The sequence below is a fragment of the Candidatus Methylomirabilota bacterium genome (assembly GCA_035764725.1).
GTDB lineage: Bacteria > Methylomirabilota > Methylomirabilia > Rokubacteriales > CSP1-6 > DASRWT01.
In genome coordinates, this window is record DASTYT010000155.1 from 28007 (window position 1) to 41203 (window position 13197).

The following is a 13197-nucleotide window of genomic DNA, read 5'->3' on the forward strand; positions in this document are numbered from 1 at the left end:
CTCACTGCCATCATGGCCAAACAGGTCCGCAAGGGTGTCTTTCCCGCCGCCGGCCTCGGCACGCGCTTCCTGCCCGCCACCAAGGCGCAGCCGAAGGAGATGCTGCCGCTGGTCGACAAGCCGACCATCCAGTACGTGGTGGAGGAAGCGGTGGCGTCGGGGCTCCAAGAGCTCGTGCTCGTCACCGGCCGCAACAAGCGGGCGATCGAGGACCACTTCGACGCCGCGTTCGAGCTCGAGTACTACCTGCAGGACCGAGGCAAGACGGAGGAGCTCGCGCAGATCAAGACCATCTCCGAGCTGGCGTCGGTCTCCTACGTGCGGCAGAAGGAGCCGCTGGGGCTCGGCCATGCCATCCTGTGCGCGCGCCCGCTCGTGGGCGACGAGCCCTTCGGCGTGTTCCTGGGTGACGACATCATCGTGGCGGAGACCCCGTGCATGCGGCAGCTCCTCGACGTCTACGCGCGTCACGACGGGCCGGTGGTGGCGGTCATGCGCATTCCCGGCGAGGAGATCGGCCGCTACGGAGTGATCGAGGCCAAGGCCCTCGGCGGCAATGTCTACGAGGTGCTGGACATGGTCGAGAAGCCGGCGCCCAAGGACGCGCCGTCCGACCTGGCCATCATCGGCCGGTACGTGCTGACCCCTGATCTGTTCCCGATCCTGGCGGAGACCCCAGCCGATTCCCGGGGCGAGATCCAGCTCACCAACGGGCTCCGCACGCTGCGGCAGCGGCGGCCCATCTACGCCGTGGAGTTCGAGGGACGCCGCTACGACACCGGCGACAAGCTGGGCTTCCTCAAGGCGACGGTGGATTTCGCCCTGGCCCGGCCGGATCTCGGTGACGAGTTCCGCGCCTATCTCAAAGGTCTCAGGCTCTAGGCGACAAAAACTCTTTTCCCGCTGGGAGTTTCGGCTCGATCGCCCGGGTCGCTCGATTGACTTCACCGGGGCCATCTGAGAGAATCCGCGCAATCGGACAACCCCTGACAGGCATCTCGACGCCAATGGCGAATCCTCCCAAGCGAGCCTTCCACATCGCCTCCGAGCGCGACATCAAGGCCGGGGAGGTGTCCGACGTCTACTTCGCTCGGACGGTCCAGATTCTCCGCGCCAAGGGCATCAACAAGCGGGTCAAGGCCGAGATCCGCATGAAGAGCTTCCCCCAGCCCGACTGGTCCTTCGGCATCCTCGCCGGCATCGAGGAAGCGGCGGCGCTTCTCGAGGGCCACGCCGTCGACGTGTGGGCGATGGACGAGGGGACGACCTTCGCGCCGTACGAGCCGGTCATGATGCTCGAGGGGCCCTACCTCGACTGGGCGGAACTGGAGACCGCGCTCCTCGGCTTCCTCTGTCAGGCCTCCGGCATCGCCACGAAGGCGGCGCGGTGCAAGCGAGCAGCGGGGGAGCGGCAGGTGATCTCGTTCGGCGCCCGCCGCATGCATCCCGCGCTCGCCCCGATGATCGAGCGCAACGCCTTCATCGGCGGCTGCGACGGCGTGGCGGTGACCAAGGCCGCGGAGCTGATCGACGCCGACCCGATGGGGACGATTCCCCACGCGCTCGTCCTGATGTTCGGCGACACCGTCGAGGCCCTCCGCGCCTTCCACGAGGTAGTGGATCCCAAGGTCCGGCGCGTGGCCCTGATCGACACGCTCCAGGATGAGAAGTTCGAGGCCATCCGCGTGGCCGAGGCGCTCGGCAAGGACCTCTACGCGGTGCGGCTCGACACCCCGTCCTCGCGGCGCGGCGACTTCTTCCGTATCCTCGACGAGGTGCGGTGGGAGCTGGACTTCCGCGGCTTCGAGCACGTGAAGATCCTCGCCTCGGGCGGCATCGACGAGTACGAGATCCTCAAGCTCAACCCCCTAGTGGACGGCTACGGGGTGGGCACGTCGATCGCCAACGCGCCCGTCCTCTCCTTCGCCCTCGACATCATGGAGATCGAGGGCAAGCCAATGGCCAAGCGCGGCAAGCGCTCCGGCGCCAAGCAGGTGTGGCGCCTGCCCGGCATGGCGCAGAATCAGGTGCTGCCCGCGCACAAGCCCGCGCCCGTGGGGTCCGACGGTCGGCCGGCCGAGGCGCTGCTCAAGCCCCTCATCTCGCGCGGGCGGCTCGTGCGCGATCTCCCGCCGCCCCGGACGATTCGCGAGTACGTCCTCGAGCAGATGGCCCGGATCGACATCGGCGCCTCGCGGGAGCGCGGCCTGCGCGGAGACTATTAGGGCTCCGGCCCCCGCCATGGGTGTGCTGGACGAGATCGTCGCCCACAAGCGTGAGGAGGTCGCGGCCCGCCGCGCGACCTGCCCGCAGGTCGCCCTCGAGGCGGCATGCCGGGGTCTCGGCCCCGCGCGCGAGCTCGCCGAGGCGCTCACGCCCGGCGCGGGCCGGCGCGTGCGCCTGATCGCCGAGGTCAAGAAGGCCTCGCCGTCCAAGGGCGTGCTCGCCGCCGACCTTGACGTCGCCGCGCAGGCGCGCACCTACGCCGCGGCGGGCGCCGACGCGGTGTCCGTGCTCACCGATGCGCGCTGGTTCAACGGGAGCCTCGAGGATCTGGTGGCGGTGCGGGGCGTGATGACCCGCCCGCTACTGAGAAAGGACTTCACCATCGACGAGTATCAGCTCTGGGAGGCGCGCGCGTCCGGCGCCGACGCCGCCCTGCTCATCGTGGCCGCGCTCGATCGCCGCGCCCTTCGCGATCTCCATCAGGCGGCCAAGGGCGTGGGGGTGCACACGCTCGTGGAGGCGCACACCAGCGCCGAGCTGGAGGAAGCGCTCGCCATCGGCGCCCGCGTGGTCGGCGTGAACAACCGCAATCTCCAGACCCTGACCACCGACCTCGGCACCTCGCTCCGCCTGCTCCCCCTGATCCCGCCCGGGCACGTCGCCGTCGCGGAGAGCGGGATCTTCACGAGGGACGACGTCGAGCGAGTGGCCGCCGCGGGCGCTCACGCCGTCCTCGTGGGCGAGGCCCTGGTGCGCGCGGGCGACGTGGCGGCCAAGGTCCGCGAGCTGTGCCTCGAGGAGGCGTGACGTGGTCCGCGTGAAGGTCTGCGGGATCACCAGCGTCGAGGACGCGCGGCTCTGCGTGGAGGCGGGTGCCGACGCGCTCGGCTTCAACTTCGTGGAGCGGTCTCCGCGCTTCGTCACGCCGGCCCAGGCGCGGGAGGTGATCGCCACGTTGCCGCCCTTCGTGACGCCCGTCGGCGTCTTCTGGGATCATCCCACCGGCCACGTCAAGGCCGTCGCCGAGGAATGCGGCCTGGCCGCGCTGCAGTTCCACGGCGACGAGTCGCCGGAGGACCTCGCCCAGCACCGACTGCCCGTGATCAAGACCATCAAGGTGGACGGGCCGGATGCGCTCGAGCGGATGCGCCGCTATGCGGCCGCCGCGATCCTGCTGGACTCGCCCGCGCGCTGGAGCGAAGGGGAGGCCCGCACGCCCATCTCGTGGTCGGTCGCGCATGAGGCGACGGCGGCGGGGCATCGCGTCATCCTCGCCGCCGGCCTCACGCCCGACAATGTGGCGGAGGCGACGCGAAGGGTGCGCCCCTACGCGGTGGACGTGGCCTCCGGCGTCGAGGCCCGCCCCGGCGTGAAGGACCCCGACAAGGTGCGCCGCTTCGTGGCGGCCGCGAAGGGGGCATGATGGCGGTTGCCCGGGTCGATCCTGCCGCGCTGCCGGACGCGCAGGGCCACTTCGGCCGGTTCGGTGGCCGCTTCGTGCCCGAGACGCTCATGGCGCCGCTCATCGAGCTCGAGCGGGCGTTCAAGGCCGCGCGCGCCGACGCGCGATTCCGCCGTCGCCTTGCCGACCTCCTGCGCCACTACGCGGGCCGGCCCACGCCGCTCTACTTCGCGCAACGGCTGACCGAGCACTGCGGCGGCGCCCGCATCTATCTGAAGAGAGAAGACCTCTGCCACACCGGCGCGCACAAGATCAACAACGTGTTGGGCCAGGCGCTGCTCGCCCAGCGCATGGGGAAGAAGCGCGTCATCGCGGAGACCGGCGCGGGGCAGCACGGGGTCGCGTCCGCCACCGCCGCCGCGCTGCTCGGCCTCGAGTGCGAGGTGTACATGGGCAGCGTGGACATCGAGCGCCAGGCGCTCAATGTCTTCCGCATGCGGCTGCTCGGCGCGCGCGTTCTCCCGGTGGAGTCGGGCTCGAAGACGCTCAAGGACGCGGTGAACGAGGCGCTCCGTGACTGGGTCACCAACGTGCGGTCCACCTACTACCTCCTCGGCTCGGTCATGGGGCCGCATCCCTATCCCATGATGGTGCGCGATTTCCAGCGCGTGATCGGGGAGGAGACGCGCGCGCAGGCGCGCCGCGAGGCCGGGCGGCTGCCCGATCTCCTCGTGGCCTGCGTGGGCGGCGGATCCAACGCCATCGGCCTCTTCTGGCCGTTCATCAAGGACCGGCGCGTCCGCATCGTCGGGGTGGAGCCGGGCGGCCACGGGCTCTCGAGCGGCAAGCATGGCGCCGCGCTCTCCGCGGGCGCGGTGGGCGTACTGCACGGGAGCATGAGCTATCTCCTCCAGAACGACGACGGGCAGGTGATGGAGGCGCACTCCATCTCGGCGGGGCTCGACTACCCGGGCGTGGGCCCCGAGCACGCCTATTACAAGGATGCGGGCCGCTTTCAGTACGAATCCATCACGGACGCCGAAGCGCTCGAGGCCTTCCAGACTCTCGCGCGCCTGGAGGGGCTGATGCCCGCGCTGGAGTCGGCGCACGCGGTGGCCTACGCCATGAAGGCGGCGGGGCGCATGAAGAAGTCCGAGATGATCGTGGTGGGCCTCTCGGGCCGCGGGGACAAGGACGTCCACACCGTGGGGCAGGCGCTCGAGGGCAAGGGGAACGGCCACCCATGAGCCGCCTCGACGCCACGTTCGCGGGCCTGCGGGCGCGGGGCGCGCGCGCGCTGATCCCGTACTTCACCGCCGGCGACCCTTCGCTGGCCGACACCGCCAAGCTCTTGCTCGAGGCCTCGCGACAGGGCGCCGACGTGATCGAGCTCGGCGTGCCCTTCTCCGACCCGCTCGCCGACGGGCCGGTGATACAGCGCGCCACCCAGCGGGCGCTCGCCGCCGGCGTGACGCTCCCGCGCGTGCTCGAGATGGTGCGCGAGCTGCGGGGCGACCTCACCACGCCCCTCGTGTTCATGATCTACTACAACCCCATCCTCGCGTTCGGCCTCAAGGCATTCTGCCGCACCGCTGTCGAGGTCGGTGTGGACGGCGTGCTCGTCATCGACCTGCCGCCCGAGGAGGCGGCTCCCCTCCACGCCGAGGCCGATCCGCTCGGCCTGGACGTGGTGCATTTCGTGGCGCCCACCACGCCGCCCGCGCGGATGCGCACGATCGCGCGGGCCAGCCGCGGTTTCATCTACCTGGTCTCGCTGACCGGCGTCACCGGCGAGCGCGCCAGCCTGCCGCCCGATCTCACCGACCTGCTCCGCACGCTCCGCGGCGTCACCACCAAGCCGGTCTGCGTGGGCTTCGGCATCTCCACGCCGGAGCAGTCGGCGATGGTGGGCGCGCACGCCGACGGCGTCATCGTGGGCTCGGCCATCGTGCGGCTCGTCGAGCGTCACGCCGGCTCGACGGCGCTGGTCCCCGAGGTGGGACGCTTCCTCGCCGCCCTCAAGGCGCCGTTGCGCGGGACGGAGGCGGCGCGATGACCGCCTGGTTCTGGAAGAAGCGGGAAGGGGAGGAAGAGGCGCCGCGGAAGAAGGTGCAGATCGCCGAGGGCCTCTGGGTCAAGTGCGACTCCTGCAAGGAGATCGTCTACCGCGCCGAGGTCGATCGCGCCGGCCGCGTGTGCCCCCGCTGCAAGTATCCCTTCCGCATCTCCGCGCGCGAGCGCGTGGCCTCGCTGCTCGACGCGGACTCCTTCGAGGAGCGCGACGCCGGGCTCACCTCCCGCGATCCCCTCGAGTTCAAGGACACGAAGAAGTACGTGGACCGGGTCAAGGCGGCGAAGAAGTCCACCGGCCTCGACGAGGCGGTGGTGACCGGGATGGGGCGCATCGGCGGTACCCCCGTGGTCCTCGCCGTCTTCGAGTTCGGCTTCCTCGGCGGCAGCATGGCCTCGGTGGTCGGCGAAAAGCTCACCCGTGCCATCGAGCTGGCCATCCAGAAGCGCGCGCCGCTCATCATCGTGTCGGCCTCCGGCGGCGCGCGCATGCAGGAGGGCATTCTCTCCCTGATGCAGATGGCGAAGACCTCCGCCGCCCTCCACCGCCTCGCCGAGGAGCGGGTGCCCTACATCTCGCTCCTCACCGATCCCACCACCGGGGGGGTCACCGCGAGCTTTGCGATGCTGGGCGACCTGGTCCTCGCCGAGCCGCGCGCCCTCATCGGCTTCGCCGGACCCCGCGTCATCGCCGAGACCATCCGTCAGCCGCTGCCCGAGGGCTTCCAGCGCTCGGAGTTCCTCCTCGAGCACGGCCAGCTCGATATGGTGGTCGAGCGGCGCGACCTCCGGGAGACCCTCCGCCGCATCATCGCCTTCTTCGGGACGGGGCCCTCGCAGCCGGCTCCATGACCTATCGCGAGGCCGTGGCCCGGCTCCTCGCCCTTCGTGGCGGGGAGATGGCGGGCATGCGGCCGGGTCAGGAGACGATCCAGGCTCTCCTCGACGCCATCGGCAATCCCGAGCGGCGGCTGCGCCTGGTCCAGGTCGGCGGCACCAACGGCAAGGGCTCCGCCGCCGCCATGCTCGCCACCATCCTCACCGCCGCGGGGCTCCGGGTGGGGCTCTTCACCTCGCCGCATCTCTGCTCGGTGCGCGAGCGCATCCGGATGGACGGCGCCTGCATCGCCGAGGACGACCTCGCCGACGGCATGGACGCGATGGCGACCCTGTTCGCGCGCCTCGACGCCAGCGTGTTCGAGGCCTGTACCGCGCTCGCCCTGGACCACTTCGTCGCCCGGGCGGCCGAAGTGGCCGTGCTCGAAGTCGGCGTCGGCGGGCGTCTCGACGCGACCACGGTGGGCCGGCCGGCCGTCTCCGTGCTCACGCGCGTCGACTACGACCATCAGGCCCTGCTGGGCGACACCCTGGCCCGCATCGCCTGGGACAAGGCGCATATCATCCGGAGCGGCGTGGCGGTGTCCGTCCAGCAGGCGCCCGAGGCCGAGCGCCCCATTCTCGACCGCGCGGCCGCCGTCGGCGTGCCGCTGCTCCTGGAGGGACGCGAGCTCTCGGTGACCGTCCGCGCGCGAGGCCTCGACGGGCAGCGGCTGGACCTCGCGGGACCCGACTGGCAGGTCCTCGACGCGCGCTGCGCCCTCCTCGGGCTCTATCAGCCGGCCAACGCGCTGGTCGCCGCCGCGGCGGCCCGCGCGCTCGGCGCGGGAGACGCTGCCATCCGCCGGGGTCTCGCCGAGGCGCGCTGGCCCGGCCGCTTCCAGATCCTGCCGGGAACGCCCCCCGTCGTCCTCGACGGGGCCCACAATCCCGGCGGCGCCCGCGCCCTCGCGGACTCGCTACGTGCCTATTTCCCAGGACAGCCGGTGACGCTCGTGCTCGGCGCGTCCGCCGACAAGGACCTCGCGGGCATCCTGGCGCCGCTGCTGCCGCTGGCCACGCGCGCGATCTTCACCGCCTCGCCGAATCCGCGCGCCGCCGATCCCGCCGCCCTCCGCGACCTCGCGCGTGACCTCGACGTGCTGCCCCCCGACCGTCTCGCCGTCACGCCCGACCCCGTGGCGGCGGTCGCGCAGGCCCAGGCCGGCGCGGACGGACCCGTCTGCGTGGCCGGCTCGCTCTTCCTGATCGGCAAGGTGCTCGCGCCGCGCGCGGAGGACGCCGAGACGCTTTGCTTGGGTCCGCCCCGCTGATAGCATGTCCGCGAGCTCATGCCGCCTACCCGCTCGCGCGCCGTGGGGATCGTGCTGCTGCCGGCGTTGCTCCTTCTCCTCGCGGCGCCGGGCGGCGTCCTCGCGCAGGCCACGCGCCCCGCGCCGCTTCTCCTCCCGCAGCCGGGGGGCGGCGAGGTCAGCGTGGTCGCCGATCAGATGCAGCAGGTGGGGGGCGCCACCAATCTCCTGATCGCCACCGGCAACGTCGAGATCGTGCGCGGCATGACGCGGCTCCTCGCCGATCGTGTGGAGCTCAACCGCGACACCGGCGAGGCGGTCGCCCAGGGCAAGGTGGTGTTCTACGACGGCGAGGACCGCCTGGTCGGCGAGCGCATCGACTACAACCTGAGAACCGGCACGGGCGTCGTGTACAACGGCTCCGCATTCTCCGCGCCGTACTACCGGCTGGGCGCCCAGCGGATGGATCGCGTGGGGGAGAGCGTGTACGAGCTGAAGGACGCTTCGTTCACCACGTGTGAAGATGACAATCCGCCGCCGTGGTCCTTCCGCTTCGGCTCTGGCACCGCCGACCTCAACGACATCGTCTGGGGCCGTGACGTCTCGTTCCTGGTGGGCAAGGTGCCGCTGCTGCCGTGGTTCCCGTTCTTCGCGGCGGCGATCCGGCGCGAGCGGCAATCGGGCTTCCTGTACCCGAGTTTTGGGGTGTCCAGCCAGAAGGGCTTCTTCGCCCGGGTTCCCTATTACTGGGCCATCGATGACAGCCAGGACCTGACGGTATCGCTCGACACCTACGCCAACCGTGGCTTCGGCACCACGCTCGAGTACCGCTACATCATGTCGGCGAACGCGCGGGGCCAGTTCAACGGCTTCGGGGTCGACGAGGCATTTCGCGACGGCGACCTCCGGGCCGCGGGCACCTATCGCCACTCGTGGCAGATCAGTCCGAGCCTGTCCTTCAAGGTGGACGCCAATGCGGTGAGCGACGACCGGGTGCTCCGCGAGTACGCGGACCGGCTGTCCGACCGGGCCCAGCAGCGCGCAGAGACCAACGTGTTCGTGTCCAAGCGCTGGGACACCTGGAACCTCGTGGGCAACTTCTTTTGGTACCAGGACCTGACCACGCCACGTCCGGTCGAGCTGCAGCGCGTGCCGGATATTCGGCTCCAGGGGCTGCGCCAACCCTTCCCGGGCCTCCCTGGTTTCCTCTACGAGACGGAGGCCAGCGGCACCTATTTCATCAGAGATGTCGGCGCCGCCGGCGCGCGCGCGGACGTGCACCCGCGCCTCTTCTATCCAATCCCGGTCTTTGGCTTCTTCACGGTGACGCCGTTTGTGGGCGGCCGAGCCACGTACTACGACAAGCGGGTGGTGGGGGAGCGCCTGACCAATGTGGGCGGCTTCCTCGTCGAGGAAACGGAGAACGACCGGCACGTGCGCGTCCAGGCTGAGGGCGGCGTCGAGCTGGAAACGCGTCTCTCCCGCGTGTGGACCATGGACGGCACGTGGGGCCTCGCCGCCCTCCAGCACACCATCGAGCCGCGGGTGCAGTGGCTCGAGATCCGCGGGCTCGATCAGAAGGCGAATCCCGTGTACGACAGGACCATCGACGACATCGGCAAGAAGAGCCAGCTCGCGTACTCGATCGTGCAGCGGCTCAACGCCAAGACCGTCTCCGGACCCGACGAGGAGCCGGTGCGATGGGAGGCGGCCCGCCTCACCGTGACCCAGATCTACAACATGCTGCCCGACGCCGACGAGCCATTCCGCGATCTGGGCGCCGAGTTGATCGTGAGCCCCAACCAGTACTTCGGCCTCCGCGGATTGGGCGTCTGGAACCTGTACGGCCTGGGCATGCGCACCGCCACCGCCGATATCTTCGCCAATTACCGGGACCTCTTCAGAGTGTCCGCGGGGGCGCGCTTCAACGAGATCGGCTCGCCGTTCAACACCGTTCAAGCGGCCGTCGTGACCAGGCTCGGCTCGCACATGAACGTCCGGGCCTCCACCGAGTACGACGTCCTCAACGGCACCAAGGTGGAGAATCGGGTCGGGGTGGACATCCACTTTCAATGCTGGTCGATTTTGCTCGAGTACATCGATCGGCATAAGAACGAGGACGAGTTCCGCTTCTCCGTGAATCTGCTCGGTGTCGGCCAGACCGGAACGCGCTTCGGCACCGGCTCGGTGCTGCGATGAGGAGCGTTCGACGAGATGGCGCCGGCGCTCCGCCCCGTGCTCGCGGGGGCGCGCCGCGTGTGAGGGGGCGATAACCCGCCCGATGGGGCTCCTCACCGCCGTCGTCGTCTCGCTGCGCCCGCGACAGTGGGTGAAGAACTTCTTCGTCTTCGCCGGCGTGATCTTCTCCCATCAGCTCTTCACTCCGCAGGCGTGGCGGGCGGCGGCGGCCTTCGCGCTCTTTTGCGGGCTCTCCGGCGCCATCTATCTCCTGAACGACGTCGCCGACGCCGAGAAAGACCGCCTTCATCCCGACAAGCGGCGCCGCCCCGTCGCCTCGGGGGCGCTGTCGCGCGGCGCCGCGCTCGCCATCGGCCTGATCCTCTTGCTCGTGAGCCTCATGCTGTCGTTCGGCCTCGGCGTGCGCTTCGGACTGGTCGCGCTCGCCTACGGCGTGCTCCTCACCGCGTACACGGTGCGGCTCAAGCATCTCGTCATCCTCGACGTGCTGACGGTGGCGCTGGGCTTCGTGCTCCGCGCGGTGGCGGGGGCGGTGGCGGTGGACGCCGACATCTCGGGTTGGCTGCTCATCTGCACCGTGCTCATCGCCCTCTTCCTGGCGCTCGGCAAGCGGCGCCACGAGTACCTCACCCTGCACGGCGACGCCGCCTCGCACCGCCCCATCCTCGCCGAGTACAGCGAGGGCTTCATCGACCAGATGATCGCGGTGGTCACCGCCTCCACCGTTACCGCCTACGCCCTCTACACGATGTCGCCGGAGACGGTGGGGAAGTTCCACACGCGCCTCCTTCCCTTGACCCTGCCGTTCGTGCTGTACGGGATCTTCCGCTACCTCTATCTCCTCTACCGCCGACAGCTGGGCGGCAACCCCTCCGATCTCGTCCTGTCCGACCGGGCCCTCCTTGCCAACAGCGTGCTCTGGATCGCGACCTTGCTCCTGCTGATCTACGGGCCGTGGGGGCATTGAGGCTGTGACGCCGCCGCTGCGCGCCGCGCGCGAGTCCGTCGCGGGCTGGGGCCGCATGCCCGTGCGCCCGGGGCGCGTGGCCCGGCCGGAGCGCCTGCGCCTGCCGCCCGGCGAGGGGATCGTGCTCCCCCGCGGGCTCGGCCGCGCGTACGGTGATGCCGCCGTGCCGGCGCGCGAGGACGCGCTGGTGCTGGCGACGCCGCGCGCCGACCGCATCCTCGACTGGGATCCCGTGTCCGGGCGGCTCACCGCCGAGGCCGGGCTGTCGCTTGCGGAGATCCTGCGCCTCTTCCTGCCGCGCGGATGGTTCCCTCCCGTCACGCCCGGCACCAAATTCGTGACGCTCGGCGGCTGTGTCGCCTGCGACGTGCATGGGAAGAACCATCACTGCGACGGTTCTTTCGGCGGCTTCGTGGAGCGGCTGGGGCTCCTCACCGCGGACGGCAAGGAGATCGCGTGCGGCCCCGATCTCGACCGCGAGCTGTTCCTCGCCACGGTGGGTGGCATGGGGCTCACCGGCCTCATCACCGAGGTCACCCTGCGACTGCGTCCCGTGGAGACGGGCTGGATCGCCATGGAGACGGAGGGGGTGGCCAATCTCGAGCAGATGGCGGCGGCCCTCGAGGCCTCGCGAGAGGCCTGGCCCTACACGGTGGGGTGGATCGACTGCCTCGCCGCGGGCGCGGGCCTGGGCCGCGGCGTGCTCATGCGCGGCCGCCACGCGACGCGCGCCGAGGTGCCCACCGGCGATCCGCGCCCCCGCCGCGCGCTGGGCGTGCCGCTGGATGCGCCCGAGTGGCTCCTGAGCCCGCTCGCGATGCGCGCCTTCAACGGGCTCTACTACTGGATGAAGGCGGGCCGCCGGGGCGGGGCGGCGAGGCCACATCAGAGCCTCGTGTCCTACGAGTCCTTCTTCTACCCGCTCGACATGATTACGGACTGGAATCGCCTCTATGGGCGCCGCGGCTTCCTCCAGTTCCAGTGCGTGGTGCCGCGGGCGGCCGGGCTCGCCGCCATGCGCGAGCTGCTCGAGCGCATCGCGCGGGCGGGCTCGGCCTCCTTCCTCGCCGTGATCAAGGACTGCGGGCCGGCCGGGCCCGCGCCCCTGTCGTTCCCCATGGAGGGCGTGACGCTGGGTCTCGATCTGCCGTATCGCGGTCCCGCCACGGTCACGCTCGTGCACGAGCTCAACGCGGTTGTCATCGCCGCGGGTGGGCGCATCTACCTGGCCAAGGATGCGGTGACGCGCGCCGAGGATTTCGCCCAGATGATGCCGCGCCTGCCGGAGTGGCGCGCCGTGCGCGACCGCTGGGACCCTGCCCACCGCTTCCGCTCGGCGCAATCCGTCAGACTGCTCGGAGACCGCAATTGATTGGCGAGCCGCAGCCGAAGGCGAGGCGAGCGGAAACATGATGGTGTCCGAGCCGAAGGCGAGGCAGGCATGAAAGCCGCGTTCGTCGGCGCGACGCGCGGGATGGGCAAAGCCCTGGCCCGGCTCATGGCCGAGCGCGCCGACGCGCTGTTCCTGCTGGGCCGCGACGCCGCGACGCTCACGGTGGCCGCGCGTGATCTCGAGGCGCGGGGCGCCCGCGCGCCCGTCCGCGTGGGCCCGCTCGACCTGGCCGACTCCACCGGGTTCCTCGCCGCGCTGGACGCGGCCGACGCCGCGCTGGGCCGCTTCGACACGTTCGTCGTCACCGGCGGTCTCTTCGGCGAGCAGGGTGAGTTGGCCTCCGATCCCGCACGGCTCGAGCGCCTGCTCCACGCCAACTTCACCGGCACCGCACTCCTGTGTCAGCTCGCGGCGGCACGCCTCGCCGGGCGGGGCGGCGGGGTCGTCTGCGCGTTCTCGTCGGTGGCGGGCGACCGCGCCCGCCCCGCCAACTATCTCTACGGCGCCTCCAAGGCCGGGCTCTCCGCCTTCCTCGACGGGCTCGGGCTCGCCTACGCCGACCGCGACGTCCGCGTGGTCTGCGTGAAGCCGGGATTCGTCCGCACGGAGATGACGGCGGGGCTGCCGGTGCCCCCGTTTGCGGGCGACGCGGATGCGGTGGCGGCACGGGCGCTGCGTGCGATGGATGCCGGCCGGCCCGTGGTGTACGCCCCGCCTATCTGGCGGCTGATCATGGCGCTGATCCGCGCTCTCCCGCGCTCCGTGATGCGCCGCATGAAGTCCTAGCGGTCGGAGGGAAGGGCCCATCGGA

12 protein-coding genes are annotated in these 13197 nt (G+C 70.9%); all 12 read left to right on the top strand.

The genetic code is table 11. From position 1 onward, the window contains the following. Positions 1 to 12 precede the first annotated feature (12 nt). The 12 genes from galU to VFX14_25450 all read left to right on the top strand — a co-directional run bounded on the left by galU (position 13) and on the right by VFX14_25450 (position 13172). Positions 13 to 882, top strand: a complete 870-nt coding sequence (gene galU, locus VFX14_25395) for a UTP--glucose-1-phosphate uridylyltransferase GalU (protein ID HEU5193033.1) — start codon at positions 13 to 15, stop codon at positions 880 to 882. Between the two features lie 125 nt (positions 883 to 1007). Continuing rightward, the gene (locus VFX14_25400) at positions 1008 to 2225 is read left to right on the top strand and encodes a nicotinate phosphoribosyltransferase (protein HEU5193034.1); all 1218 of its coding nucleotides are present in this window, start codon (positions 1008 to 1010) and stop codon (positions 2223 to 2225) included. Between the two features lie 16 nt (positions 2226 to 2241). Then, positions 2242 to 3033 (top strand): indole-3-glycerol phosphate synthase TrpC, encoded by a 792-nt coding sequence (gene trpC / locus VFX14_25405; GenBank protein HEU5193035.1) that lies wholly within the window; start codon positions 2242 to 2244, stop codon positions 3031 to 3033. A gap of 1 nt (position 3034) precedes the next feature. Then, positions 3035 to 3649, top strand: a complete 615-nt coding sequence (locus VFX14_25410) for a phosphoribosylanthranilate isomerase (protein HEU5193036.1) — start codon at positions 3035 to 3037, stop codon at positions 3647 to 3649. Continuing rightward, entirely contained in the window at positions 3646 to 4875 is a 1230-nt protein-coding gene (gene trpB / locus VFX14_25415) for a tryptophan synthase subunit beta (GenBank protein HEU5193037.1), read from the top strand. The genes VFX14_25410 and trpB overlap by 4 nt, the downstream gene beginning before the upstream one ends. After that, a complete protein-coding gene (trpA, locus tag VFX14_25420) occupies positions 4872 to 5684 on the top strand; it encodes a tryptophan synthase subunit alpha (GenBank protein ID HEU5193038.1) in 813 nt (270 codons plus the stop codon). Before trpB ends, trpA begins: the two co-directional genes overlap by 4 nt. After that, positions 5681 to 6550, top strand: coding sequence for an acetyl-CoA carboxylase, carboxyltransferase subunit beta (gene accD, locus VFX14_25425; GenBank protein ID HEU5193039.1), 870 nt, complete (start codon positions 5681 to 5683; stop codon positions 6548 to 6550). Before trpA ends, accD begins: the two co-directional genes overlap by 4 nt. Beyond that, on the top strand, positions 6547 to 7848 hold the full coding sequence (locus VFX14_25430) for a folylpolyglutamate synthase/dihydrofolate synthase family protein (GenBank protein ID HEU5193040.1): 1302 nt from the start codon (positions 6547 to 6549) through the stop codon (positions 7846 to 7848). Before accD ends, VFX14_25430 begins: the two co-directional genes overlap by 4 nt. A gap of 18 nt (positions 7849 to 7866) precedes the next feature. Then, the gene (gene lptD, locus VFX14_25435; GenBank protein ID HEU5193041.1) at positions 7867 to 10026 is read left to right on the top strand and encodes an LPS assembly protein LptD; all 2160 of its coding nucleotides are present in this window, start codon (positions 7867 to 7869) and stop codon (positions 10024 to 10026) included. 70 nt (positions 10027 to 10096) lie between these two features. Further along, the gene (locus tag VFX14_25440) at positions 10097 to 10993 is read left to right on the top strand and encodes a decaprenyl-phosphate phosphoribosyltransferase (protein HEU5193042.1); all 897 of its coding nucleotides are present in this window, start codon (positions 10097 to 10099) and stop codon (positions 10991 to 10993) included. Positions 10994 to 10997: 4 nt separating this feature from the next. Further along, positions 10998 to 12365 carry an FAD-binding oxidoreductase gene (locus VFX14_25445; protein HEU5193043.1) on the top strand — a complete coding sequence of 456 codons (1368 nt, stop codon included), beginning with the start codon at positions 10998 to 11000 and terminating at the stop codon, positions 12363 to 12365. 69 nt (positions 12366 to 12434) lie between these two features. Further along, a complete protein-coding gene (locus VFX14_25450) occupies positions 12435 to 13172 on the top strand; it encodes an SDR family NAD(P)-dependent oxidoreductase (GenBank protein HEU5193044.1) in 738 nt (245 codons plus the stop codon). Positions 13173 to 13197: the final 25 nt, after the last annotated feature.